Origin of the sequence: Chitinophaga pinensis, from assembly GCF_007896845.1 — a bacterium.
GTDB classification, from domain to species: domain Bacteria; phylum Bacteroidota; class Bacteroidia; order Chitinophagales; family Chitinophagaceae; genus Chitinophaga; species Chitinophaga pinensis_C.
Window position 1 is genome coordinate 24,563 of the sequence record NZ_VOHS01000042.1, and the last position, 23,004, is coordinate 47,566.

Sequence of the window (23,004 nt, forward strand, 5' to 3'; positions counted from 1 at the left end):
ATATTCCTTTCAATCGCATACCTGTTCTTTTACTGTTAACTGATTATTTCCATGCAGGATTCTGTTCCAGCAGGTTATTAGCATTTACTTCGTTCTGAGGGATGGGGAAATATTGGTTACGCGGCTGTGGACTGCGCGTCTTGTACACATCATTGACTGCCGGCGGTACCATCTGACGGAACGTATTGGTACGGGACAGGTCATACCAGCGATCCCCCTCTGCATACAATTCCCAGCTACGCTCCTGCAATACAGCAGCTATAAAATCATCTTTACCCAATCCGGCTGCCAATTCGTCGAGTCCGGCTCTTGCTCTTACCGTATTAATATACTGATAAGCGATGGCAGATGCACCATTATTCTTGCTTCGGCTTCAGCCGCGATCAGGTATACATCCGCCACCCGCAGGATCGGGATATTCGTAGCATGACTACCACCATTGGAATTTTTATCCGCATACTTCCTGACGAGCACTCCCTGTTTAGTGATAGGTGTAATAGCCGCCTGATGGATGATCACACCCTGCTTATTGCTGTAACTGGTATCCATGAGTTGCCGGCGTTTATCTTTCGGATCGAATGAGTCAAAGAAAGACTGGTAAGCGAAAGCAGAACCATAGGAAGTATTTCCATAAGCCGGAGCGGCACTGTTTGGCGGACCGTACAGACTCATGATCTGAGAACTACGCCCGTTGACGATAGATTCTGCTTCAAAGGCCCAGAGGTTTTCCCTTCTGGCCGCATCTTCTTTAGTCACATCGTATACATCCAGCACATTGTCGAGTAAGCCGACACCGGAAGCACTGGTCAATACTACTTTTGCTTCCTGTAATGCCAGTGCCCAATCTTCTCCATACAAGGCTGCTTTGGCATGGAGTGCCGCAGCGGCTTCTTTACAGGGACGACCTTTTACGAGAGATGCACTATACGCAGGCAGCGCAGCTTCTGCGGAATCGAGATCTGCGTAGATCTGTTTGTAGATATCTGCTTTTACACTTTTGCCAACATATGCATCTTCAATGGTCTGACTGGGTTTTGTTCTGACAACAATATCACCAAAGTTCTTTGTGAGAAACCAATGATAGAATGCCCGCATAAAATAAGCCTCACCGAAGATCTGGCGTTTGCGGGTTTCATTGCTCATGTTTGTCTGCGGCAATTTCATCAACAACCAGTTCGCATTTTCAATACCGGAATAACAATTATTCCAGATATCAACCGGTGATTCATTCGTCCGGCTGTAACTGGCAGCAGCACTATACTGCGGATCAAAACTGAACAAGGTATAAGTATCCCGTCCGACTACAGGTCTCGGGTAAATCTGGTCAGCACTGAAATCAGGCACGATGAGTGCGGAGGGGCCCGCATAGAGATCGGCCAGTTCAGTATATACAGCTGCTAAAGCAGCTTCTGCATCTTCCGCAGTTTTATAGAAATTATCTGTATAGATCGAGGAATAAGGCGTTTCTTCCAGTTTACTACAGGAGCACACCAATGCAAGCAGCATAAAGCTATATGGGAATATTTTTTTCATGTCAGATAGTTTAAGATGAGATCAGAATGCTACCTGCAGACCGAGCAGGAAGGAACGGGCGGTGGGATATACCAGGTTATCTACCCCTATCTGTTTATTGGAATTACCGAAGGTGTTTACTTCCGGATCATAACCCGTATAATCCGTCAGAGTAAACAGGTTATTGGCACTGACATAGACCCTTGCCGAGCTGATATGATTGATCTTCGGCAGCCGATATCCAAGGGTCACATTTTTACAGCGCAGGAAGGAACCATCTTCCATAAAGCGATCACTCAAAGGCAATCTGCCACCCTGAAAACCGCTTACGTATTCATTATCGGGATTATCGGGAGACCATCGGTTGACCAATGCCTTGTACATGTTCCTGCCACCCAATGGATTTTCAAAGGTATAGCGGATCAGGTTGTATACTTTGTTGCCCTGTACACCGGAGAAGAAGGCGCTGCAATCAAAGTTTTTATAACTCAGATTGGTAGAGAAACCATAGATAAAAGACGGATTGGCATTACCTACAATTGTCTGGTCAACGGCACTGATCACACCATCCTTGTTAAGGTCACGTACTTTCACACCACCGACACGGCTACCGGAACCTTCGAGCACGGTTTCACCCGTCTGATAAATACCATCAAAAACGTACGTCTTGAACAAAGCCAGTGGCTGGCCTACCTGCATGACCTGATAATTGCTCACTGAATATTCTGAAAGGCCATCTGCCAGTGACAGGAGTTTATTTCTGTTGAAAGAGATATTACCTGCCAATGACCATTTTACTGCTTTATCCAGTATAATCGCATCCATGGAAAACTCCAGTCCTTTATTTTCCATACTGGCGAAATTGCCGGTCACCTCACTATAGCCGGATGATCCGGGGAGTATTTTCACAAACAACAGGTCGTCTGTTTTCTTGTGATAGATATCTGCTGTCACATTTACACGATCATTCCAGAGACCAAGGTCAAACCCGAAATCGGCCTGTAAGGAACGTTCCCATTTCAGGTCCCTGTTGGCGATACCGGTAGGACGGATACCAATAACCGGGTTGTGGTCAAAATAGTAATTGCCGGAAGTCCCTTGTAGTGAAAGTGATTTATAAGCATCAATGGCGCCGGCATTACCAGTAAGACCATAACTGAATCTGAGTTTCAGATTACTGACACCCGACATGCCTTTCATGAAAGGCTCTTCAGAGGCACGCCATGCGATAGCGGCAGCAGGAAAGAAACCATATTTATTGTTAGCACCGAATTTTGTAGAACCATCTACACGGGCAATCAGATCCAGCAGGTATTTATCACGAAAGCCGTAGTTGATACGTCCCATATAAGAGTCCAGCCGGTCTTTGGAGCGACTGCTGGTGACTGTTCTTTCTGTGGCCAGCTGTACGGCTTCGTTAGCCGTGGCATCATTGGGGAATTTGCTGGCGTTGATAGTATTGGAATTTGAATTGTTACTCTGTGTCGCAAATACACCCGTCACTTTCAATGCATGTTCTTTGGCGATACGCGTCTCGTAAGTGATGATACTTTCATGAAGTAAAACAACATTATTGGAATTGGTCTTTGAAGCAGCCCCACCACCACCAGCGAGATCACCTGTATTCATAATCGCACGCGGAGAATAGTAATCCGCCAATGTACCAGATAATACCGGATTGAAGTTCGCACGGTAGGTTAAACCTTTGAACGGACTGATCTCTGCATAGATATTTCCCAATGTTCTGTTGATCTTATCTCTGTTCAGTATCATCGACAGACCTATCGGATTCACTACTTCCCGATATCTGCCATTCATTTGATCTCCGAAGGGGAATATACTACCATCGGGTCTATAGGGTGCTAATGTAGGCGGAGCACCCATTGCAGCACCCAGCATACTACCCGTCACAGCGCCGGCGTCTATACTGGTGGAGCCGGCTGGCACTGCATTATTGACCACATAACTGGTAAACATACTCGCACCCACTCTGAGCAGATTGTTGACACGGTGATCGAAGTTCAACCGGAAGGAATAACGGGTAAAATCAGAACTAAGGATGATACCATCCTGTTTGAAATAGTTGCCTGACATGGCGAACTGCGTTTTTTCAGAACCACCCGCAATTGTTACCTGATGATTCTGCATCGGTGCATCACGGAATATTTTATCCTGCCAGTCTACGCCTTCACCTAAGGCAGCAGGGTTTTCATATACATTCGTTTTATAGATCTCATTTTCGAGTGCGGCAAATTCGGCGGCATTCATCATATCCATCCGTTTTGTCGTACGTTGTACACCGTAGTAGCCGTCATAACTAACGACCGTCTTCCCTGACTTACCACGCTTAGTGGTGATCAACACGACACCATTCGCACCACGGGCGCCATAGATAGCCGTTGCAGAAGCGTCTTTCAGCACAGCAACAGATTCAATATCATTGGGATTGATAATAGACAGGGAGCTGATGTCATTCACACCACCGGAGTTGGATAATTGTACACCATCAACTACATAGAGCGGTTCGGAGGTACCATTGATGGAGTTAACACCTCTGATACGCATACTGATGTTTCCACCGGGAGCAGCGGAGTTCTGCGTGATCTGTACTCCAGATACACGCCCCTGCAAACCTTGCACAACGTTGGAGATAGGCGTCTGTTTAAGATCGGCGGTCTTCACTGAAGTAATAGCACCAGCGACGTTGGCTTTCTGCTGCGTACCATATCCCACTACCACCACTTCATCCAGCTCTTTCTTTCCTGATTGTAATACTACATCAAGCTGGCTTTTCCCTTCAAGCGCTACTTCCTGTGTGGCATAACCGGTGAATGTAAATACCAGAGTGGCAGCTGCCTGTTTAAGCTGTAAGGTATAAGTGCCATCCGGCCCTGAAACTGCTCCTGTAGCAGCACCTTTGACCCTGACAGTGACGCCGGGTAATGCCTCCCCGTTATCAGCACTGGTGATGCGGCCTTTCACCGTCAGCTGCTGCGAAAAACAAAGTATTGGGATGAGCAGTATTGGGAAAATTCCCAATAGTTGGAATAAACGTTTTTTCATAACTGTGGTAATTGGTGTTAAAGCCGGGTTGAATAATATATCATCTGAATGCTTTGACTACCGGCGGATATATGCAACATGGAATTCTAAACTGCTTCAAATTTTCACAAACAAATTGATGAGACAAAACATTTTTACAAGTTTTTTTTATGGGAACGGTCCCAATTCTTTGGGATAGTTCCCAAAGTCTTACTTTTATATTCCCAGCGACTGAAAAACTTCCACGTATGAAAGCAAAGTATATCACGATCATCGACATCGCCCGGCAACTGAACATATCAAAATCGACGGTATCACGTGCCTTAACGGGGCATCCGAATGTGAAGGAACATACCCGTAAAGCGGTCATGGAACTGGCTGCGAGTATGGAGTACCAGCGTAATTCGCTGGCATTGGGTTTTAGTAAGCACAATACGAACACGATCGGTATTATGGTGCCGGAGTTTATGTCCACGTATTTTCCATCCGTGATTGTTGGTGTACAGGATGTGATGCAGGCGGCCGGTTACAATGTGGTGATCTGTCAGCAGAATGAATCGTATGAGTCAGAAGTTTCTAATATGAAGCTACTGCTCTCCTATCGTGTAGATGGCATTATTGTATCACACACGAAAGAGACGCGCAACTTTGATCATTTCACCCTTGCACAACGCAGAGGCGTACCACTGGTATTCTTCAACAGAGTACCGGAGGATATGAATGTGCCGAATGTGATTGTGAATGACTACGAAGCTGCCTTTCAGGCGGTGGAACACCTGATCCTTATTGGCAGAAAACGGATCGCACATCTGGCGGGACCGGAATCACTCGTAAATACCCGTCTGCGCAGACAAGGTTATCTCGATGCTTTGAAGAAACACGGTATTGCGTATAATCCTGATTTAATGTTGTCTTATGATCTGACAACGGAAAAAGTGAAGATCTATATGAAGCACTTTCTGGAACTGGATACGCCACCAGATGCCTTATTTGCTATCAATGATCCGACGGCTATTGCGGCGATGGAAGTGGTCAAGGCAAAGGGATTAAGAATACCGGAGGATATTGCTATTGTGGGGTTTAGTAATGACTTTTCTGCGGGGTTGGTACATCCGGGACTGACGACGGTAGCACAGCCGACTTCGGAGATCGGCCGTATGGCGGCGGAGATGTTGTTACAGGAGATGCGGGCGAAAGTGAAGAATGATTATACGATCAAGAAAGCCCCAACGGTACAGTTGCCTACAAGGTTGATCATCCGTGAGTCTACGGTATCAGAAGAGAAAACAAAAAAAGCGGTAAAGAGTAAATAAAAAATTCCTTTTGCAACTATATAGTATTTATGCAGTGGAAGTACTGAATATATAAGTAATAATTCTACTTTCTCCATCTTCCTTCCTATCTTTGTAGCGTAATCCTATCACGATTGCCTATCGTAACCCATCTCCTGCAGCCGCATACAGCCTGAATAATGCATTCGAGGCCTGCTATGCCACCATATCATTTACTTCCAATGTCGGGTAGCTCTTTTTTTGTTAAACAAAAAATCCATCATCTATGAAAATCAGACCTTTCTTTTCCCTCGTCAGGGTACATTGTACCCATCTGGTCCTGTTGCTGGCATTAACGCTTTCGTTACAAAGCAGTGTACAGGCGCAAACCACGGTTCCTTTCACTTTGTCCAACAATTCTGCGTATGCCGACGCGAATGTGTATGTGGCGGTGGTAGGTATTATCAATGACAACCACGTATGGATCAATCCGAAGACCGGAGCTGTCAATCTCATGAGCGTATCCAACAACACCGTACAAGGTCCTGTGATCAATGGCAATCAGGGGCCCGGCGGCAATGGACGATATGCCAATTGTTTTGCACGACTGAGTGAGATCCCTAACAAAACGATCAACATTCCGGGTATTGCAGGTTGTCGTATTCTGATCTCTTTCAATTCACAGTTATTCCTTTACTTCTTTGGTGCATCCGGCGCACCTAGTGGTTATGCTGCTCCGGATCTTGCCAATCCTTCTGATCCCAATCAGGGCATCCGTTTTGAGAACATTGAGCTGACGAATGCTGCCAATGGACTCTGGGCCAATACGACCCGTGTAGATGGTTATCAGTATCCTATGGGACTGGAAGTATGGGGTAATGGGGGCTTCTACAAAAAAGTAGGTGAATTTATTCCTCACAGCCAGATTCTTTCACTGTGGCAATCTACTGCACCGGCAGATTTTGCAGGATGTTATGATGCCACCAATACTATCATCAAATTTCCATCAAAGACACCTGCTTTCCAGAGTGGTGCACAGGCAAACTACTTTGGTTCTTATGTAGACGCTATCTGGTCAAAATATCAGAACGGCAATCTGGTATTCAATGCAGGCGATGCAGGCACATGGAGTGGTCGTGTATCCGGCAATGTATTTACTTTCACAAGAGCATCTGATGGACAGATTGGCACTATTTCCCGCAAACCTACCAACATCGAAGTGATGGAAGGTAGTGGTGTGATGGCTACCGGCGGACAATGGGATAAGGTCGTTCAGGCACAGATCTGTGCGGCGATCAACCGTCATGCTATTGATCTGAATCTGGCCACCGGCGTTACGCAGGATCTGGCTACTGCGTCGAAGTATTATCAGACCTCGCCTTACAATTGGTATTGCAAATTCTGGCATCGTAGTGATATCAGTTTAAACAGTCTGACCTACGCCTTCTGTTATGATGATGTATATGATCATTCATCCACTGTGAATGCGTCTTCACCTATCAGGGCAACTATTACGATCGGTGGTTATGCAGGACAGACACAGACAGGCCCTGTAACGGTCTACAAAGACTGTAATTATGCCGGTTATGCGGTTAATCTGTCAACAGGTACTTATACACTCAGTCAGCTGAATGCATTGGGCATTCTCAATGATGATATCTCTTCACTGAAAGTAACCTCCGGTTATAAAGTAACACTTTACAAGCATGACAATTTCGGTGGTGCGACACTCACTGTAACGGCAGATAATGCCTGTCTGGTAACTAATAACTGGAATGATTCTACCTCTTCTTTGAAGGTAGAGACCAATAGTGCATTTTCCACTGTGATACAGGCAGAAAGCTACACCTATATGGCCGGTGTGGATGTTGAAGCGACAACCGACGCAGGCGGCGGGCAAAACGTTGGCTGGATAGATGCAGGAGACTGGATGTCTTATGACATCAATATCCCTGCCGCGGGCACTTATCGTTTTGATTATCGCGTAGCCAGTCCGAACAGCAATACAACACTGCGACTGGAGAAAGATGGCGGCGCTACTCAGCTGGGATCTGTTACCATTCCTAATACGGGCGGCTGGCAGACCTGGGGAAATGCGTCTCATACCGTTACATTGCCTGCTGGAGCATACAGTATAGGTGTCGCTACGGGCACAGGTGGATTTAACCTGAATTATTTCACTATCACCAGTGTATCTTCTGCCCGTCTTGCTATGCAGAACACAAAATTAGTGGAAGATAATATCGTTTCACTGACGCCGAATCCGGTACACGATCAGCTGTATATCCGTGGCAATGATCAAGTGAAAACGTTAGGCATTTATGATATCAGCGGTCGCGCGGTGATGAATGTAAAGAGTCCGGGCAATACGATTGCGATCAGCCATCTGGCACCGGGTGTTTACATCATTGCTATAGAGCGTAAAGACGGTACAAAGAAAAATGTGAAGATATTGAAGCAATAAACGGCAACAATAAGCCATAAAAAAGAGCAGTCTTCCTGTTTGGAAGACTGCTCTTTTATTATACAAAACACTCAATAAAACAAACATATTTTAAGCAGCGATTGCTGCACTCATTTTTGCCGCTGTTCTTCTTCTTTTTACGGCGTACCATACTACCGCGCTCAGGATAGCGGAGATGACCAGATATCGTATTACGATATCATGCTGGTGTCCCATTTTGCCTGTCTTGGAGAGGATAAAGCTGGAAAATGATGTAATCACATATACTAATCCACCAAGTAAACCTGAAGCCATTGCTGCGTGTTCCGGGAAGTACAGCATACTATGTGTAAAGTGAACATTGTACAGAAATCCGGAGCAGATATGGATGACAAATGCGAAGAACATAAAGCACCACAGCGCGGGATATCCGAAACCAACGAACATCAGTATGACGATCAGTAGCAGCTGTGTGGCAGAAGCGATGGTGATTTTGCGAACGAAGTCCACAGCTACCAGCCGTTTACCGATCACTCCTCCTACCAACCACGAGAAACCGAGTATCAGGGTACAATATCCTGTAACAATAGAATTGAAATGGTAGCCATTTTCGATGACAAAAGGTCCGCCTATATTAAAGACCATTACAACTGAATAGGCCAGTCCGAGGGTGATGATGCCCAGTACGAAATTCAGATTCCCCAAAGCCATTCCGTAATCTTTCTTTATTCTTGCGACATCAAACTGCTTACGCACTTTAATAGTCTCACCGCTGTAGATCAGTTCAAATATCAGCATCACCAATGCATATAGTGCGAGGAAATAGAAGTTTGCCTGCCAGTGAAAATACTTTTGCAGGTAGCCGCCGAGGAAAGGGGCGATGATTGGTCCGCAGGACCATATAATGGTGAAATAGCTCAGGTAATTCTTTAGTTTATCTCCACTGTACATATCGACGAAAAAGGCACGTTTTGACACCACTACAAATGATACAGCGATCCCTTGAATGATCCTCAGCAGACAAATCAGCTGGATATTACTGGTAAAGCCGATCAGCATGGAGGTAATGATTACGGCTACGAGGGCATACATGGCAGGTTTAAATCTGCCGATACTGTCCAGCAGACTACCAACGAGCAACTGGGAAATGCCATAACTGATGAAGAAGCAGGTCAATGTAAGCTGAATGCTGCTTTCTTCGACCTGCAGGCCTTTGGCCATGGATGGGAAGGATGGTAAATAGATATCTGTAACAAATCCCGATAGCGGAATTGAAATAAAAGCTAAAGTCGTTGCGATTCTTTTCCTTTTCTCTGAAGCACTTTGTAACATACTGTAATTCCTTATAGATTATGCTACAAAATTAGAACACCCTGCTTTAACAGCGATTTTATATTTCAAACGGATAATTGCAAAAATCAAATAAGCACACTCATCTTTGATTGTCGGAACTGTAAGGGGGTGATACCTGCGGATTTCTTAAAGAAGTTATTAAAGTGAGCCGGATCTTCAAAACCGAGGCAATATCCTACCTGAGAGATATCCCATTGTGTATTGAGTAATAATGTCTTGGCTTCTTCGAGAATGCGGCCTTTGATAATATTGGTGGTTGTTTGTCCGGTGATACTCTTGACCACATGGTTCAGGTGATTGACATGTACATTCAGGGAACTGGCGAAGTCAGCCGGCGTTCTCATGGTCAATGGATCAGCGGGAGAATCCAGAGGAAACTGCTGATGCAGTAGTTCGTCAAAGGATTTCAGCAAGCGGGAGGACGCGGACAATTCACCGGCTCCGGGTTCGGTCAGAGGCTTATCAACCAGCAGAGAGTGCATCAGTAAACACAGCAGATTACGCAGCGCTTCGTATTTATACGGATAATCGCTGTGTGCCATTTCCATCATCTGTTCAAAATAGCCATGGATCAGTGCCCGTTGTTTTTCATCGAGGAAGATGACCGGCTCGCTCCATGGTTTGAACAAAGGAGAGCGTTTAAAGATATCAAACTGGTAATGTTCATTAAAGAACTCCTGATTGAACAGGCAGTAAAAACCATCCTGTTCACCACTGAGGCTGGTCCATGCATAAGGCACGGATGGACAGGGCAGTAATAGTGCCGGGCGGTCAATGGTAATGGAATTACCACCGTAGCTCAGTTCACCGGTACCATATATCAGTGTTATCTTATAGAAATCCCTGCGGTTGTAGGGAGATTTGAAGTTGCAGTATTTGCGGGTATTTACATTGAAATGAGACTTTCCTTTCCCTACGTCTTCAGTACTGAACGGGAAACTGATAAAAGACCTTTCCCGATAAAAATCTGTTAATGTCTCCAATTGCTGGCTCATTTAACAAATTTAACGAAAAGAAAGGGATATTTAATTCTTGTCTACTTATACTTGCTCCAGATGCTGCTTTTCAATCTGGCTGAACGGAAGTAGATCCACCTGTAACGATTCTCACCCACGGCAAGATCCCGTTCAAATTCAAACAAAGGAAAGTCAGGCTTAACAGTGTAACCTAGTTTAGATGTTGAAAAATAGACGCCTCGCCGGTGAAGATATGTGACGTGACCAGCTGTCAGCGTCTGCTGTTTAAAATCGTTGCTGTAACCAATACTCCAGTTATCTCTTTTATAAAATACAATGGGAAAAGCAAGAGACGGGTTTACCGGGTAATTTCGCTCTTTTCTGCCTTTCGTGAAATTTACGTCTGTAATTGTCACGCTGTTGCCATCCGCAGATTTTTTAAACAACCATGATCCTTTTTTTCTCCCGGCGTTGAAATTCAGGCTATCTTCTGACACTGTAAGGCAAAAAAATGTATTGAAATGGCTAACATTTAAAAAGTTGTCAATACGATACAGGGGCATGTCATAGACACCTGTTCTGGTTCCACTTAAGTCCATGTCGTAATTAGGTACCTGCGTAATATAAAATGCTTTCTTTTCCCGTTCCGAATACAGCAGATAAGCAATCTCCATCTTTTCCGGATTATTTGCCGGAGGTACAGCATCACAGTCACACCTTTTGACCGGTGCCACATCAGAAGGCTCATGTGATGTATAGAAATTTTTTACAGGCCTTTCCCTGCAGATCTGGCGGACATATAGCACATAACTATTGTCAAATGGAACGAATTCTTTATTTAGCCCGGTTGCGCACTCATTGTTGAGATAAGTGAAATACTTTCCTTTGCTGACGCAACCTGATAAGCAGCTCAAGATTAAAACGGCAAATAACAGATATCTCACTTTACACTGATTTGATGCTGTGAATAAAAATAGGTCAGACCGAAAGATTTATAGCGGGGATAGGGAATCTGGTGGTAACCATAGTTTCCTATGTAATGAATAATATTCTGGAAGTCTGCTCTGTACATGGGATTATTGAGCTGGCAAAAAGCAGACAGTCCATATTTGGTGCTGCCGGCTGAGAAGTTCCAGAAGCTTCTGTTATAGTACTGTTCCTCCGGATTTTTATAATATACATTACCGATGTTCATCTCATTACTGATATCAAAAGCATTGGCACTAAAACCGGTGTATTTGTGATAGCTGGCAGTAAAGGTGTTGATCACGTTACTTCTGGGTAAGGTTACCGCAATAAAACCACCACCTGTATAGTAACGGTCTTCTCCATCACCGAGCAATACCTTTTGTAATCCGCCACCATCATTGTAGTATCCCAGCTGGAAGTACCGATAATGTACGTTGAGATAGCCCACGACCTGTAAGGCTTTTCCATCTAATGGAATCACCACGTTGCGTGCTATTGAGAAGGAGAAATTGTGGTAAGGATTCAGCAGGGAGGGCTGCGCCATATCGGTCAGATAATACAACGGTGCATAGGATGGCTGACGACGATAACCGGACCCGGTGGTCAGCATAAGAGAACCGATGATCTCGGATCCTGTATACTTATCTTTCTTTTGGGAACCGGACATAGTACCGAAACCTCCATAGTACAATTGCCATTCGACGTTTAAAGCAGGGTAAAAGCTATAGTTCCGTAACGGATGGCCGATACCGGAACTGATGGCCAGTCTGAGGTGGGGTTCTTTACGCTTAAGTTCCAGTGTAGCCTTTGCGGACACGCCAAATTGGAAGTCTGAGTGACTATTTCTGGTGGTTTCATGAAACTGAGCAGCTAACAATGTGCTGTAGAGCAACAGTATGGGAGTTAAGATAAATCGCATTTTTCAGGATGATATTTTACCAGCTACAGGGGGTGTTTAAAGGGTCTTTCCGTTCAGCTTATATTATTGGGCAGCGAGACTGGTGACCTTTGCCGGTAAAATTAGGATACATATAAATATAAGAAAATACCAACTAGTTGGTATTTTCTTATATAGTTCTGCGAATAAATGAAGATGACTTATCTGGCAAAAGAGGTTAATAAGGCGGCTGTCTGTTGTGGTTCGGTGATCATTGCGTCATGACCGGTCACGAGTTCATAGTATGTCCATTCTTTGCTCTTCTTTGTCTTTTCGGCAAAAGGAACAATAGTCGGCAGCATATCTACGGTACAGGAGATAAAGATTTTCGGCAGGTGATTTCCGTAAGGATGCTGTAGTGTTATTGGCTGAGAAAATGTTCTGAAAGGATGGCTGGTAAGCCTTGCGTTTACCCAGCGCGCGTCAGCACTATCCTTTACACCGAATGCAGTTGCAGCCCAGGCGGGGATGGTAAGTCCGCCGTCATGTGCAGCAGCCTGTTGCATGGCTTTTTGTACTGCAGGAGGTTGAATGGACAAGCTACTTTGTCCGTTCTCTAACAATATAGCATCAAGGAACACCAGTTTACGTAATCTTTCCGGGATTCTGTCGGCCACACCACCTATTACGGTACCACCATAGCTATGACCTACGAGAATGACGTCATGCAGGTCTTCCATTTCGATGAGATTTACGATATCAGAGATGTGTGTATCAAGGTTAACAGTGGAATCCAATGTATTTTTATGTTCTCCTAGTCCACTGAGTGTAGGCGTATAGACGATTGCACCATTTGCCCTTAATATGTTACTTACCTTCTGCCAGCACCAGCCACCGTGCCACGCGCCATGTACAAGCACATATACAGGCGTTTGGGGTTTAGCTGATTGCGCAAATCCATCCATGAAAATAAAGAGAGTAAGTACCACTCCAATAAAGGCCAGTTTGATTTTTCTGTTATCCATTGTTTAAATTTTCCTCAAATTTACAGGCGGATAAAAAGGTCATCAATAACTCACCCGAAAGTGAGTCTTTCAAATCAATGCTATGGCGACACAGGTAAAAGTAAGTTCTTCTAATGCACATAATCTGACAGTGCTGGCGGCTTCCTGCAATGTAAACGATATATTAAAGACGATCAGTCCGAGATGGAAGATGCAGATCCTCAGCAAAATTTTATCCGGCACTAATCAATTCAGCCGATTGAAAGACCTCTTCCCTACCCTGTCGGATCAGATATTGGGCAAACGGCTGGCAGAACTGGTCAAGGATGAATTGGTGATAAAAAAACAGATACCCGGAACAGTACCATTACAGACCAGCTACATTACTACAAAAAAAGGAATTGCCTTAATGGAAATCATGGATCAGTTACAAAAATGGGGTGAAAAGGAATGGTGATAAAATCATTTTTGCAGATTTAAAAAGAATGCTTTTATATTTGCATAATAGTTGAGTAGTCAAATATATGTCAACAATAAATACCTCTTTACAATTACTAATGAGTCTGGCGAAAGCGCAGGCAGCTGTGTCAAGACGATTTGACCGGTTAAACATGCACGGGATTGGTTTTACAGATTTCGTGATCCTTTATATACTACAGGAATCGCCTGATGGAAAGTTACGCCGGAAGGATCTGGCGGAGAAGACCAGTCTGACGGCATCGGGCATCACCCGGTTATTGCTCCCGATGGAAAAGACGGGGCTGATTGCCCGGGAGGCGAATGAGCGGGATGCCCGCGTTAGTTATGTAGTGATGACGGAGGCAGGGCGGCGGATCTATGAAGAAGCGAAGTATACGGCGGACGCCATAGCTGCGGAGCTTATTCCTGCGGAACAGTTCAAAAAATATTCAGCTGCGGCAGCCTTGTTTAAGCTGCTGGGCGCTGTAATCGTATAAATGTTTTCCCTATGTCACCACAACTTCAGGAAGTATTCCCGGCTGAGCGTGCGGCCGCAGTAAATGCCGCTATAAAAAAGCTTTTGGCACCGCAAAAATCGACCATATTCAGGTGCTGGCAGGTGGATTATCAGCAGCTCCGGTATACAAACTGAGCGTCGAAAACCGCCCCTACGTCATGAAACTGGACGCTCCCCGTGCAGGTACAGAGGCAGATCCATTTGAGAAAGTAGCCCTTGCAGCTCATGCGGGCATTGCTCCTGCCCTTCGTTACCGCAACATGGAGCTGGGTGTTATCATCAATGATTTCGTCGAGAATAAGCCTATCAGAAGCATTTTTACCGCTGAAGTGCTGGCAGGCAAGCTGGCGGAAGCGGTGAGAAAAATTCACGCTATTTCCTATCCCGTACCCGGAGATGATCTGAAGGCGACGATTGATCATATGCTGGCTGGTTTTCGTCAGACAAACATACTATCGGGCGAGATTCCTGATGAGTGTCTGCGTCGTTATGAGCAGGTGAAAGCTGCATATCCCTGGCATGATACGGACAAGGTATTCAGTCATAATGATCTGAATCCTTCAAATATATTGTGTGACGGACAGGAGATCCGGATTGTTGACTGGGACACGGCGTCTGTCAACGACCGCTATATTGATCTCGCTGGTGTAGCCAACTTTTTCATTCATATGCCCGGACAGGAGGCTATCTTTCTCGAAACATATTTTGGCGATGAGCTGGACGCGTACAAAACAGCCCGTTTCTATGTAATGCGACAAGTGAGCCGGATCATTTATGCGGTGTTAATGTTGCAACTCGCGTCAAAAGCGAAACCGGCAGACTATGCACATGATCAGGATGTAGCAGGTGTATTTTTGAAAGATGTTGGTCCGGCGATAGGTTCAGGCAAACTCTCACTCGCCACCTATGAAGGACAATTCATGTATGGTAAGGCATTGATGCATGAAGCAGTGCAGCAGATGCGTACGCCACGGTTTGAGGCTTCATTGGCATTATTGAAAGGTTAGTTACACCATTGCATATATACGTTACAGTTATATTTTGAGTATGTAGATGACCATTAATCTCCGGGAATCGTTAAATTTTTTTCGTATATTTATCGCTTCACCAAATAAACAGAATGAATGGATACATTTACAATCATTACAGCTCTGATCACAATAAGTGCATTGATTTCCTACATTAACCTTCGATTTATCAAACTGCCTGGTGCCATCGGCGTAATGTTTGTATCTATCCTGTTGTCTGTATTTATACTGGTGACAGGTAAAGCATTCCCGGTAGCATTCAACTTTATCCGTGATCTTACGCAGAGCATTGATTTCACAAAAACACTGCTCGATATTATGCTGGCATTTCTCTTGTTTGCCAGTGCTTTTCACTTTGAGTACAAAAAACTGAAGGAACAGAAACGACCGGTGTTGGTACTAAGTACAATTGGTGTCGTGGGTTCTACTGTTATCTTCGGATTCCTGCTAGATATTACCACTACCCTGCTGGGCATAGATCTACCACTGGTGTATTGTTTCCTCTTTGGTGCATTAATTTCACCTACGGATCCGGTGGCGGTATTGTCTGTACTGAAAAAGTCCAGAATTCCGCAGTCACTCGAAACGATTATCTCCGGTGAATCACTATTGAATGATGGTGTTGGTCTGATACTCTTTATCACGATTGGCGAAGTGGCTGCGCAAGAAGCTTCCTTCTCCTTTACGCATGCATTGGAGCTTTTTGCGGTGGAGGTATTTGGTGGTCTGGCATTAGGTACGGCGGTTGCTTTTGTAACCGGTTACCTGACGAAAAAAATACAGGAATTCCAGACGGCGATACTGGTATCCATCTCCATGGTAATGGCGATTTCTGTACTGGGAAGTCTGCTACATGTATCTGTACCACTTGCTGCAGTTGCTGCAGGACTTATTCTTGGTAACACCTCCATTGGTGCCAAGACGAATACTGAACTACAGAATTACCTGCATCAGTTCTGGGAGCTGATCGATGAGCTGCTCAATATCATCCTGTTTGTGATGATTGGTCTGCAGATTGTGGTACTACCTTTTATTGGCAATTACTGGTTTATCGGTATGGTGTCTGTACTGTTTGTACTGGTTGCCAGAGGGGTGAGTATAGCCGTGCCGGCACTGGCATTACGGAGGTCATTAAAAACGACCTTCAGTACAACAGCGATATTAGTCTGGGCAGGGTTGAGAGGCGGTATTTCAGTAGCGTTGGCCTTGTCACTACCAGATTCTCCGTATAAGGAATTAATACTATCAGCGAGCTATATCATCGTCATCTTCTCCGTGATTGTGCAGGGGCTAACCCTGAACAAAGTGGTAGACAGGTTCATTGATTAGAAACAAAAAGGGGAAAACTCAAAAGTAAAAATAGGCGCTTAGAATTGCTTAAATGACTACCTGACTCCATCAGGTACCCGAATAAAAAGAGGGTGTATCGTACTTTTGATACACCCTCTTTTTGTTTCTATGAATACCCGGCTGTTTTTCTTATCTTGGCACATCGCCTATTTTAGCAACAAACGTATACATCCCTACAACACCCGACATGAAAATTCCGGAACTAAACGACAACGATCTTTTATACAGCGATATTGAGCTGAGAATTGATAGCATCAAAAACAAAAAAAGACTGTACACCGTCCTATACAGGACGACCAAAGTATTCACATTTATTGCAGGCGCCTCCATTACAGTCTTAACCGGCTGGAAAATAAGTGGCGGCGACAAACCTAACCATGACAACGTCATATTGATCATTAGTACAGGTATCGCATTATTAGCAGCGCTGGAAGGGTTATTCAATTTCAGAGACAAGGGGCGAAATTACGATGCCCTTTTATTTGATTTAAGAAGACTACGGGACCGTATATGCTATGATTTTATGAAAGGAGCTGCCTCCTACGAGGCAAATAAAGATGCCCATTTTGAAGAATATCAGAAGATCCTGCAGGCACAAAAAACGATCATCGAACATTATGATGGCGGAGAGGAATAAGCACGTACAGGCCTAATTAAAGGACTGGCGAAACTCCAATGGGGACAGACTAGTCTTCGCCTTAAACAGTTTGCTGAACGATTGAATGTGTTCAAACCCCAGTTCGTATGCGATTTCACTAACGGACAGGTCCGTAGTGGACAATTTCTCCTTCGCCTTTTCGATCACTTTCCGGTGAATATGTTGCTGGGTATTTTCTCCGGTCAGGACTTTGAGCAGGCTACTCAGATATTTGGGTGAAAGATTTAAAGACTGCGCCAGCGCCCCTACCGTTGGCAGCCCTTTGCTGAGCAGATCATCGCTATTAAAATAATCATTCAACTCTTTCTCCAGACGCTCTAATATCTGATGATTGGCCTTTTCTCGGGTAATGAACTGGCGATGGTAAAACCGGTCCGCATAATTGAACAAGGTCTCTATATGGGAAATGATAATGCTCTTTGTAAACTTATCAATATTCGACAGACATTCCCGCTGCACTTCCTGCATGATATGAACAAGGGTGGTCTCCTCTTTTTCAGATAGAAACAATGCCTCATGTACGGTGTAATCCCAAAAATCATATTTATTGATCGTCTGGGCCAATGACGTATTCCAAAGAAAATCAGGATGAACGAGCATCATCCATCCTGATTGTTTTATTGCTTTAACATGATCTTCCAGCGACAAGCTTAAGACCTGTCCGGGTGCGACAAAAGACATGATTCCATTATCGAAATCATACTCTTGCTGTCCGTATTTCAGTCTTGCGTCTTTGGCATTAGAGACCCTCTTTAAGCCAATGGCATAAAAATCATACACCCAGCTTTTAGGTTCTTCTATCAGCAAACGCTCCACAGATGCTACTTCGAACACACAAATCAATGGGTGTTCGGGACCCGGTAATTGCCGGAATTGCAGAAATTCACCAATTGTCTTAAACCGCTTCATGCGCTTCCTTAATTTTTAGGACTATCTTACCTCGGACATGTTTTGTCTCGCTCTCACGATGTGCATCAGCCACCTGCTCCAGAGGGTATACCTTGCTAATAACAGCCTTCACCTTTTCTTCTTCAATTAATTTAGTCGTCTCACTCAGCGAGGATACATAGGCAAGTCCTCCTCCCCCTACATGTGTCGCCGTGGCATTCTTCCCTGCCAATGCCTCTTTTAATTCATCGCTAAACGGACTATCAAGCTGTGTACACACAAAAATACCGCCTTCTTTTAAAAGATCCGCTGACTTTAGTCTTGTTGCATTATCCCGTACCGGCGAGGCGTTAAATACAAGGTCGATATTCCCTAATAACGTTTCAAACTGCTGGTCCTTATAGTCGAGCACTTCATCAGCGCCAAGTTCTTTTAAAAAGTCGAAGTTATACGATGATGCTGTACCTATTACATAAGCTCCCTTCGCTTTTGCAAACTGCACCGCCAGATTTCCCACCCCTCCAGCTGCTCCATGGATCAATACCCGTTGCCCCGGCAATACCTTGCCTAATTCAACAATACCATTCCACGCAATCAGTGCACAGGAAGGCAATGCTCCTGCTTCAATAAAACTGATATTCCGCGGCATCAATGCGAACTGACTCGCTTTTGCCGTAAGGTATTCGGCATAACTGCCGTCACCCGGAAAATTCGGAACGCCGTATACTTTGTCTCCCACCTTAAAATTCTTCACCTCACTACCGACTTCTTCGACGATACCAGCAGCGTCCAATCCAAGACCTAGTGGAAGTTTCAAATAAGGTCTTAACAGGTCATTCCCTCCCTGACGGATGATGTAGTCCGCGGGGTTGACGCTTGTAGCGTAGACGCTTACTAATATCTCGTCTGCTGCTGGTACCGGGCGCGGTACGTCTACTAGTTGCATGACTGCTGGTCCGCCGAATTCATAGATTCTGATTGCTTTCATTGTTTTCTTTTTTGCAAAGGTCCGGGGATTGGAGAGGATCGGTTTAGCCGGAATGCGGTTTGTTTCAGTCGAAATGCTCGAGGTTTAAAGGGGTTGTTTTGAGGGGGGGATATATTTTTTAAAAAAATATTGGTTATTTGAATTATTTAAATATCTTTGCAACCCGCAAGTGAAGGACACTTGCTTTGCCCAGATGGCGGAACTGGTAGACGCGCTAGACTCAAAATCTTGTTTTCGAAAGGGAGTGCAGGTTCGATTCCTGTTCTGGGCACAGAAGCGGAAAGGTCGGAGATATCTCCGACCTTTCCGCTTTTTATAGTCGTCTGAGCCCGCGATGGGCCTGCTTATCAGCTCGAGGATGACGTTGGGTTCTGTGGTTCGAAATTTGTTTTCTGAAAAAAATTCATATTCAACTTCAAATTGGTTCGATGGGAGCTAAGTAAATCAAGTTTATATCCAACATCCTAACTCTTGCTTATAGCAATTGGTAACCAACAAACAGATTAAGCCAAAATTTACTCAATTCACCTCAATGGGGTCTAAAAATCAACTGTAGACAAATCCTCTTCTACTTCGTCGTACTCATTCATAACCGCCTCCATCTGTTTATCTATTTCAGCGGGGATTATTCTGGATTTCAGTTTTTGACTAACAAGATCTGCTCTAGAATGAAAAAAAGCCTCATAATCATCGTTCATGATACCAAACTTATCTAAATCCCCAATAAGATGCGAAGCCAAGGTTTCCTCTAAGAATTTATTCTCTTTCTTAAACTGACGGACATACTTAGAAGGAGGTTTCGTCGAAATTTCTCTCTTATTTAGAAAATCATCAACTATTGTGATATTCAAAATGTGGTTAATGTAAAAATCTTTTCTGTCCCACTTTAAAGTTCTATTAAGGTATGACTTAGGAAAAAATGATGGTAATTTTTGCTATTCGCTCTTGTCAACCAGTAATTACTAATGTTAACAATAGCGTTGGAATTGAAAGATTTTGGTTGCTCAAATGAATATAAGCAAAGAATTGCTTTTACATAACTTCGGCTAGCACTGAACCATCCATGCTTAATAACAAAATCAGCGCTCACGTCAACCGCCCAATCATAACGAGGCTGTTTCTCTTTAAGAATTTCATCAATCTTTTTTACATCTTGGGCCAATTTTGACTCAACTGAAGATGAATATCTTCCTGATAGCGCACAGCGCCAAAAAAAATCTTGTAATAAATCTTGAATAATGCCTTTGGGAGGATTACTATGGTGATAGAAAAAATAAGCAAAAGGTACTATCAATGCATTGTATGGCAAGAGTTGGGAAACAGGAATGCGATAGGTATATTTGAAATGTTCAACAGCTTTCTTTAGCGCAACAATTACGCTTTCCCATTCCCTAATGAAGGTAACTTTATCTAGCTTCAATATTTGCTGTCTCTTACAATCCTTTTCTAGAATGATAGAAATTAATTGTAAAATGGTAGCATCTGAAATTGTCTCATAGTTTGATGGACTAAGCTCCTCAATCAATTGTTTATATTTTTCTGATAGATCGAACTGTCCGTAATCATAAGTTTTAGCCACCATAATCTCAAACAATGATAACTTTTTTCCACCTTCATTTATTCGCGTAAATACTTCCGTAGCAACATCAATAGGTGCGTCTTTCAACAAAATAATGGAGTAGTTGTATGATTGAATGATTTTTTTGTACAGATCAAGTTTTTCATGGTAAGCTTCATCATATCTCGCTAAGGTTTTCAAGCCTGCATTTAATAAATCAGTAATTTTAATTAAAGACTCCTCGTTTTTTCTTCAATGTCGACTATTACAATTTGTTCATCACCATTAGCTTCCAGATCAATATAGATATCTGAAAATCATCAATCTTCCCACTTTCTCTCTCAATTTTCATTCCCTTTAAACTTGCAAACAAGGAGGTCATTCTTTGCTGTCCATCTAATACATAATTTACAAAAACTCCCGGTCTGGGTTCTGGAAGCCTGAAATTTCCTATATCCCTTACAGCCCGTAATCTTTCATCTGTATTCCAAAAATAAAAGTACCAATAGGATAACCTTTGATAATACTATCCATGAGATTAGCCGATTGACTTAAACTCCAAACAAATTCCCTTTGGAATTGAGGGATCTTGATTTGTCCATTTTCAATTTCTGATAATAGAGTAGAGAAATTTGTGTTTTGAGGTTCCGGTAATTTCATTATTTTAATTATAATTTATCGATTATGTAGTTAATTGCGCTGCGATTATACAACAAAGCATAGTTTTATATGATTTAGTATTGTCCTCCCATTGCTTTGTAAAGCTCCAAGGTCTGCTTAATGGCGTTTAATTGTCCTATGCTAATAGTCTTTGTATCATAATATTTCTGACCAATTAATTTCATCTTTGCTGATTTTGCATTTGCAAGAGCTTCAATTAATTCCTTATCTGATGTTGAAACTGATTCATCAAACCATTCCCAAACATACCCTCCATCGCCGGAGTCCGTTTCAGTATCTATTGGAGTATATTCATAAGCCTTACTATCAATTGAAAATTTTACCTGATGAAAGAATAGCCATTCATCACTGTAATATTGCACCTGAATCTTAAATTACCAGGCACTCCATTCTCCGTCTGGAAATAGCAATAAAGCCCGTTAGCATTTGTATAGGCCGGAGCAGATTTAGGTTCATACCACTTTTTGTTATTGTTTGAAAATTCGTCTATCTTAATTCGAAATGATTTCTCTAACTGCCTAACCTTGGAGGAATCAATAACTGAGCTCTTCGTAAAAGAATCTTTCTGGTCTGTTTATTGTTATTGACCGATACTTCTATTGCGCTACTCATCGAAAAGATATCATCTTCAATAGCTTTTTTGCGCTCATCTTTATTTGCGAATAAAACTATACTCGCTATATCTGCACCTTCATTATCATATAGTTTAAACTTTATAGGAGTCGAATAAACTTTACCTAAAGATTGCCTCATATCCTTATTGACTTTAAGAGAAATACAAAAGGCTTTATACGCTTCCAGGTAAGCGGCGGAGTCTGTTTCAGCCCTAATTATCTTTGGATCTTTTCTTTCGTATCTGAGCCTCCTAAAATACTTTCTTCTTCCACTACTTCAATATATTTATAGTTTTTTCTGTTATCACATGCTATAAATACTAAAAGAATGATAAGGATCCAATGGCCTTTTTTTTCATATTACTAAACTTTTATTGTTGCTAGTATTTTACAGTAAAATCACGTGTTATTGTAGTAATCCTACAATGTTTTTCTATTTTCATATCACGGCTCGAGATAGAATATTTGTCGAACCTATAATTAATTTAACCAGTATAAATATTCCAAAAGTATTCTCTTTTCTTTTCAACTTAATCATTGCGTCACATTAAGGCTAAGTTTTATGCGAAGTTGGCAACGCCAAGTCAGGGATCTAGATACTTATAGTAAACAATAGCGATTCATTGCTCTTGCGAAGAAGGAAAACTGTTAAATAAGATAAGCGGTGATTGTCTATTAGGTCATTTTCGTTATTTAACCTTTAGTGTTATGCTTTTGGGGCTTTAACCTTGATGTTTCTGTACTTTTAACTTCTTGGTTCAGCCAAAATATAATAGCTTGAAATTTTACATGATAATACTTTTTGCAGTTCAAAGTCCATTCAAATTTAAGGATAC

21 protein-coding genes and 1 tRNA gene are annotated in these 23,004 nt (G+C 43.1%); 8 read left to right on the top strand and 14 right to left on the bottom strand.

The genetic code is table 11. The features are described 5' to 3' along the window. Positions 1-43: 43 nt before the first annotated feature. Genes FEF09_RS34985 through FEF09_RS24930 form a run of 3 tightly spaced genes read right to left on the bottom strand, consistent with a single transcriptional unit; the run spans position 44 to position 4,575 of the window. On the bottom strand, positions 44-343 hold the full coding sequence (locus tag FEF09_RS34985; protein WP_409994884.1) for a RagB/SusD family nutrient uptake outer membrane protein: 300 nt from the start codon (positions 341-343) through the stop codon (positions 44-46). After that, the gene (locus tag FEF09_RS24925) at positions 316-1,533 is read right to left on the bottom strand and encodes a RagB/SusD family nutrient uptake outer membrane protein (protein ID WP_409994883.1); all 1,218 of its coding nucleotides are present in this window, start codon (positions 1,531-1,533) and stop codon (positions 316-318) included. The genes FEF09_RS34985 and FEF09_RS24925 overlap by 28 nt, the downstream gene beginning before the upstream one ends. 21 nt (positions 1,534-1,554) lie before the next feature. Continuing rightward, complete coding sequence (locus FEF09_RS24930; RefSeq protein WP_146307634.1) at positions 1,555-4,575, bottom strand: SusC/RagA family TonB-linked outer membrane protein; 3,021 nt, start codon at positions 4,573-4,575, stop codon at positions 1,555-1,557. Between the two features lie 227 nt (positions 4,576-4,802). Here FEF09_RS24930 and FEF09_RS24935 point away from each other — a divergent pair, with 227 nt between their 5' ends. Both FEF09_RS24935 and FEF09_RS24940 read left to right on the top strand, forming a co-directional pair. After that, positions 4,803-5,867 (top strand): LacI family DNA-binding transcriptional regulator, encoded by a 1,065-nt coding sequence (locus FEF09_RS24935; RefSeq protein ID WP_146307635.1) that lies wholly within the window; start codon positions 4,803-4,805, stop codon positions 5,865-5,867. 244 nt (positions 5,868-6,111) lie between these two features. Next, positions 6,112-8,289 (top strand): beta-1,3-glucanase family protein, encoded by a 2,178-nt coding sequence (locus tag FEF09_RS24940; protein WP_146307636.1) that lies wholly within the window; start codon positions 6,112-6,114, stop codon positions 8,287-8,289. A gap of 90 nt (positions 8,290-8,379) precedes the next feature. Here the strand turns inward: FEF09_RS24940 and FEF09_RS24945 are convergent, their stop codons facing one another. From FEF09_RS24945 to FEF09_RS24965, 5 genes are all read right to left on the bottom strand, one after another. Next, a complete protein-coding gene (locus FEF09_RS24945) occupies positions 8,380-9,600 on the bottom strand; it encodes an MFS transporter (protein ID WP_146307637.1) in 1,221 nt (406 codons plus the stop codon). An 86-nt stretch (positions 9,601-9,686) separates the two neighbouring features. Continuing rightward, positions 9,687-10,616 (bottom strand): helix-turn-helix domain-containing protein, encoded by a 930-nt coding sequence (locus tag FEF09_RS24950; protein ID WP_146307638.1) that lies wholly within the window; start codon positions 10,614-10,616, stop codon positions 9,687-9,689. Positions 10,617-10,657: 41 nt separating this feature from the next. Next, positions 10,658-11,251 carry a hypothetical protein gene (locus tag FEF09_RS24955; RefSeq protein WP_146307639.1) on the bottom strand — a complete coding sequence of 198 codons (594 nt, stop codon included), beginning with the start codon at positions 11,249-11,251 and terminating at the stop codon, positions 10,658-10,660. A 266-nt stretch (positions 11,252-11,517) separates the two neighbouring features. Beyond that, complete coding sequence (locus tag FEF09_RS24960) at positions 11,518-12,465, bottom strand: hypothetical protein (RefSeq protein WP_146307640.1); 948 nt, start codon at positions 12,463-12,465, stop codon at positions 11,518-11,520. 179 nt (positions 12,466-12,644) lie between these two features. Then, the gene (locus FEF09_RS24965) at positions 12,645-13,448 is read right to left on the bottom strand and encodes an alpha/beta fold hydrolase (protein ID WP_146307641.1); all 804 of its coding nucleotides are present in this window, start codon (positions 13,446-13,448) and stop codon (positions 12,645-12,647) included. 82 nt (positions 13,449-13,530) lie between these two features. On the opposite strand from FEF09_RS24965, the gene FEF09_RS24975 reads away from it, so the two are divergent. The 5 genes from FEF09_RS24975 to FEF09_RS24995 all read left to right on the top strand — a co-directional run bounded on the left by FEF09_RS24975 (position 13,531) and on the right by FEF09_RS24995 (position 17,418). Next, on the top strand, positions 13,531-13,884 hold the full coding sequence (locus tag FEF09_RS24975) for a winged helix-turn-helix transcriptional regulator (protein WP_146307643.1): 354 nt from the start codon (positions 13,531-13,533) through the stop codon (positions 13,882-13,884). Positions 13,885-13,951: 67 nt separating this feature from the next. Then, on the top strand, positions 13,952-14,383 hold the full coding sequence (locus FEF09_RS24980) for a MarR family winged helix-turn-helix transcriptional regulator (protein ID WP_261387752.1): 432 nt from the start codon (positions 13,952-13,954) through the stop codon (positions 14,381-14,383). A 112-nt stretch (positions 14,384-14,495) separates the two neighbouring features. Beyond that, the gene (locus tag FEF09_RS24985) at positions 14,496-15,410 is read left to right on the top strand and encodes a phosphotransferase (RefSeq protein WP_186774509.1); all 915 of its coding nucleotides are present in this window, start codon (positions 14,496-14,498) and stop codon (positions 15,408-15,410) included. Between the two features lie 117 nt (positions 15,411-15,527). Continuing rightward, positions 15,528-16,760: a cation:proton antiporter gene (locus tag FEF09_RS24990; RefSeq protein ID WP_146307645.1), complete on the top strand. Its 1,233-nt coding sequence runs from the start codon at positions 15,528-15,530 to the stop codon at positions 16,758-16,760. A gap of 208 nt (positions 16,761-16,968) precedes the next feature. Next, positions 16,969-17,418 carry an SLATT domain-containing protein gene (locus FEF09_RS24995; RefSeq protein ID WP_146307646.1) on the top strand — a complete coding sequence of 150 codons (450 nt, stop codon included), beginning with the start codon at positions 16,969-16,971 and terminating at the stop codon, positions 17,416-17,418. Between the two features lie 12 nt (positions 17,419-17,430). Here FEF09_RS24995 and FEF09_RS25000 read toward each other — a convergent pair whose 3' ends face one another. Both FEF09_RS25000 and FEF09_RS25005 read right to left on the bottom strand, forming a co-directional pair. Next, on the bottom strand, positions 17,431-18,348 hold the full coding sequence (locus FEF09_RS25000) for a helix-turn-helix domain-containing protein (protein ID WP_146307647.1): 918 nt from the start codon (positions 18,346-18,348) through the stop codon (positions 17,431-17,433). Continuing rightward, entirely contained in the window at positions 18,335-19,315 is a 981-nt protein-coding gene (locus tag FEF09_RS25005; protein ID WP_146307648.1) for an NADP-dependent oxidoreductase, read from the bottom strand. The genes FEF09_RS25000 and FEF09_RS25005 overlap by 14 nt, the downstream gene beginning before the upstream one ends. A gap of 187 nt (positions 19,316-19,502) precedes the next feature. Here FEF09_RS25005 and FEF09_RS25010 point away from each other — a divergent pair. Beyond that, positions 19,503-19,586, top strand: a tRNA-Leu gene (locus FEF09_RS25010). A gap of 268 nt (positions 19,587-19,854) precedes the next feature. Here FEF09_RS25010 and FEF09_RS31880 read toward each other — a convergent pair. The 4 genes from FEF09_RS31880 to FEF09_RS25020 form a co-directional block, all read right to left on the bottom strand. Next, positions 19,855-20,166 (bottom strand): hypothetical protein, encoded by a 312-nt coding sequence (locus FEF09_RS31880; protein ID WP_222597122.1) that lies wholly within the window; start codon positions 20,164-20,166, stop codon positions 19,855-19,857. A gap of 35 nt (positions 20,167-20,201) precedes the next feature. After that, positions 20,202-21,074: a hypothetical protein gene (locus FEF09_RS31885; protein ID WP_222597123.1), complete on the bottom strand. Its 873-nt coding sequence runs from the start codon at positions 21,072-21,074 to the stop codon at positions 20,202-20,204. 258 nt (positions 21,075-21,332) lie between these two features. Beyond that, positions 21,333-21,533, bottom strand: coding sequence for a DUF262 domain-containing protein (locus FEF09_RS34990; protein WP_222597124.1), 201 nt, complete (start codon positions 21,531-21,533; stop codon positions 21,333-21,335). A 74-nt stretch (positions 21,534-21,607) separates the two neighbouring features. Next, the gene (locus tag FEF09_RS25020; RefSeq protein ID WP_146307649.1) at positions 21,608-21,916 is read right to left on the bottom strand and encodes a hypothetical protein; all 309 of its coding nucleotides are present in this window, start codon (positions 21,914-21,916) and stop codon (positions 21,608-21,610) included. Positions 21,917-23,004: the final 1,088 nt, after the last annotated feature.